Source organism: Photorhabdus cinerea (assembly GCF_011189575.1).
GTDB lineage: Bacteria > Pseudomonadota > Gammaproteobacteria > Enterobacterales > Enterobacteriaceae > Photorhabdus > Photorhabdus cinerea.
The window spans coordinates 1-3,027 of record NZ_PUJW01000080.1 but is presented as its reverse complement, the minus strand read 5'-3'; the positions used below and the strand labels follow the sequence as shown (position 1 = coordinate 3,027).

The window sequence follows — 3,027 nt, the reverse complement described above, 5'->3', positions numbered from 1 at the left end:
CGCCCGCCTGCACCGTCGTTATGGCCGGCTCTGGGGGTTCAGGGTGCGTATCTTACTGGTGATGGGGGAAGTCGAGCAGGTGGAGGCCATTGCACCGGGCCTGACTGCCGGGCACTGGCTGGAGGGCCATTGGACTCTGCTGGTGTACGGCGGCAGCTTGCAGGCGGAACCGGATGCCGCCCAGCTGGCGGCCCTGCGTCGGTTACGGCGTTTCCGGCCCCTGAATGGGGTGGTCTGGGCGATGACCGAGGCCCAGAGTGCTCAGCCGGTTCTGATGGATAACGCCCTGCGGATGTTACAGAAACAGGCCCAACAGTTGCGCTGGCAGGCGCCGGTTTATCTGTGGCAGGTGTGTCACAGCATCTGGTCGCAGGAAGACCGCATCACTCAGCCGGTGGGCTGCTTTTTCCCTGAACGCTGTACGCCGGAAGGGGTGGCAGAACAATTACAGCGGCTGATTGACCCGATGCGCCGGCAGGGCATGCAGCAACTGCTGGCAAAGAACGCCCATGATTTTTTGTATCGCCTGTCATCGACGCTGGAAAACAAGGGGATTACTCACTGGCGTGATGTGCTGACCCCGGTGTTGAAGGAATATGCGGATGTGGTGGTGTTGCGCGGGCTGATGTTCAGTTTACCGGTCAGGGTCAATCAAGACGGTGCGCCCCAAAGCTGGCTGCCAGACCCGGTGTGGCAGGGGGTACTCTGTGACAGCCGGCGGGCGCCCGGCAGGCGGCTGGGATGGGTCCAGAAACGGCAGGTTTATCACGCTCTGATGGCGCTGGCGTTGCTGTGGGGCGCGGGCAGTGTGCTGTCGTTTTTCACCAACCGTGACCAGATAAGGGGGGTACAGGCGGCGGTGACTGACCTGAAAACGCACCCGGTCGGGTCTGAGGGTGAACTGATGGCGTTAAAAACCCTGCGTAATGACATGGGCCGGTTGCAATCCCGGGTGGAGCACGGGGCACCCTGGTATCAGCGTTTTGGTCTGAATCAGAATGAGACGCTGCTGACGAGGGTGATGCCGGATTACACCGTGATGAATAACCGTCTGATACGGGATAAAGCCGCCGCGGTGTTGCAGGCAAAACTGCGTGCACTGGTGAATTTACCGCCGAACAGTCCGTTATGGGCCGGTCGGTTGGCCGCCGGTCATGACCTGTTGAAAGCTTATCTGATGATGGCGCGTCCGGAGAAAGCGGAGGCGGTATTTTTAACCCGGGTACTCAGTGACAATGAACCCGCCCGGGCCGGCATTGCGCCGGGTGTCTGGCTGAGTGCCGCGTCCGATTTATGGGATTTTTACGCGCAAAATTTGTCGGCGCATCTGGACTGGCGGATAACCCCGGATACTGAGCTGGTCAGGCAGGTGCGTCAGAAACTGCTGACCCAGCTGGGCCGGCGTAATGCGGATGCGACGCTCTACCAGCAGATGCTGCAATCGGTGGCGAAGGATTATGCGGATGTCACGTTACAGCAGATGACCGGCGACACGGAAGCGGAACGGTTGTTGACGACAGATAAAGTGGTGCCGGGGATGTTTACCCGTCAGGCATGGGAGGGGCAGATACAGCCGGCGATTGATAAGGCGGTGGCCTCCCGGCGCGAAGCGATTGACTGGGTGTTGAGTGATACCCGGCAGGCTGTCTCGGCGGCGGTGTCACCGGCGGAGTTAAAAGCCCGGCTGACCGAACGTTACTTGACGGATTTTGCCGGGGCGTGGCAGACATTCCTGAACAGTCTGCGCTGGAATAAAGCCGATAATATGGCTGAGGTGACAGACCAGTTAACCCTGATGGCGGATACCCGTCAGTCCCCGCTGATAGCGCTCATGAACACGGTGGCGTATCAGGGACAAACGGGTCAGCGGGGGCCGGCTTTATCCGACCGGCTGGTGAAATCGGTCAACACGCGGCTAAACAACAAAACCGGGCCGATGATAGCGCCGTCCGCGGAAAGCGGTGGACCGATGAACGAGACTTTTGGTCCGCTGCTGGCGTTGATGGGCGAAAATCAGGGGTCAGGGGGTGTGAAGGCGGATAGCCGCCTGAATTTACACACCTTCCTGACCCGGGTCACGGAAGTGCGGCTGAAACTGCAACAGATGACCCGCAGTGATGACCCGCCGGCCATGGCGAATGCGCAGGCCCGGGCGGTGTTTGCAGGGAAAAGCACGGATTTGACGGAGACACAGGGCTATGGGCGTCTGATAGCGGCCAGTCTGGGGGGACAATGGCAGGGCCTGGGTCAGACGCTGTTCGTGCAGCCGTTAACGCAGGCGTGGCAGGGGGTGCTGAAACCGGCGGCGGCGGATCTGAATACCCAGTGGCAGAGGGCGATAGTGGACAACTGGAATAGTGCCTTTGCCGGTCGTTATCCGTTTGCGGGCGGGGAGAGTGACGTCTCGTTACCGATGCTGGGGCAGTTTATCCGGTCGGATTCCGGGCGGATAGAGCAGTTTCTAAATCGTCAGTTAGGCGGGATATTGCATAAAGAGGGCAACCGCTGGGTGCCGGACAGTGTGAACAGTCAGGGATTGCCTGTTAATCCGGCTTTTCTGAAGGCGGTGAATCAGCTGAGTCAGTTATCGGATGTGTTGTTTGCGGAGGGCAGTCAGGGGTTGCGGTTTGAGCTGCGGGCGAGGGCGGTACGGGATGTGGTGGAAACTGACCTGACGATAGACGGTCAGAAACTGCGTTATTTTAACCAGATGGAAAGCTGGCAGAGTTTTCGCTGGCCGGGGGAGACGTACAGACCGGGGGTAATGCTGACCTGGACCAGTGTGAATGCGGGGTCACGTTTATTTGGGGATTATGAGGGGAACTGGGGGCTGGTCCGCTGGCTGGAGGGGGCGAAAGCGGAGAGGCTGGATGAGAGCCGTTATCGGTTAACGTTTGTGGCCCCGGATGGTTTGCCGCTGACGTGGATTTTACGCACGGAAGTGGGCGGGGGACCGCTGGCGTTGCTGAAACTGCGGGGATTTACGTTGCCGAAGGAGATCTTCGTGGAGGCCCCCGGTGATGACAC

At 59.8% G+C, this 3,027-nt stretch carries 1 protein-coding gene; it reads left to right on the top strand.

Features of this window, described 5'->3' with window-relative positions; genetic code table 11:
* The coding region (locus tag C5469_RS22515; RefSeq protein WP_166310895.1) for an ImcF-related family protein at positions 1-3,027 on the top strand (3,027 nt) is incomplete at both ends.